The organism is Streptomyces sp. SID1328 (genome assembly GCF_009865595.1).
Taxonomy (GTDB): Bacteria; Actinomycetota; Actinomycetes; order Streptomycetales; family Streptomycetaceae; genus Streptomyces; species Streptomyces griseoluteus.
Map to the genome: position 1 here is coordinate 1 of NZ_WWKH01000904.1, position 372 is coordinate 372.

The following is a 372-nucleotide window of genomic DNA, read 5'->3' on the forward strand; positions in this document are numbered from 1 at the left end:
CTCCACCGCGGCCACCGCCCCCGCACACCCCACGTGCCGCTCCGCCACGGCCGCCGCCGCCCGGATCGCCGCCACCGGATCCACCAGACCACGGCCCTCAAGATCGTCCGCCGAGCCGTGCACCGTCTGGAACTCCACCAGCCCCGCCACCCCCGGCAGCAGATGCACGTTCTCCGTGAACCGGCTCTCCTGCCGCTCACCCCCCAACCGCTCCAGCAGCACCACATGCATGATGTCCGCCCACTCGTTCCCCGCCACCACCACCGTCCTCGACGGCAGCCCGTGCGCGATCAGATCCCGGTTCACCGTGTCCGGCGGGCACCACCGGATCTCCACCCCGTGCCGCTCCGCCGCCCGCCGCACCCAGTCGTC

The 372-nt window shown here is 73.4% G+C and carries 1 pseudogene; it reads right to left on the bottom strand.

The window, feature by feature from the left end:
• Positions 1-372, bottom strand: a pseudogene (locus tag GT030_RS28890) (isocitrate dehydrogenase); the annotation flags it as partial.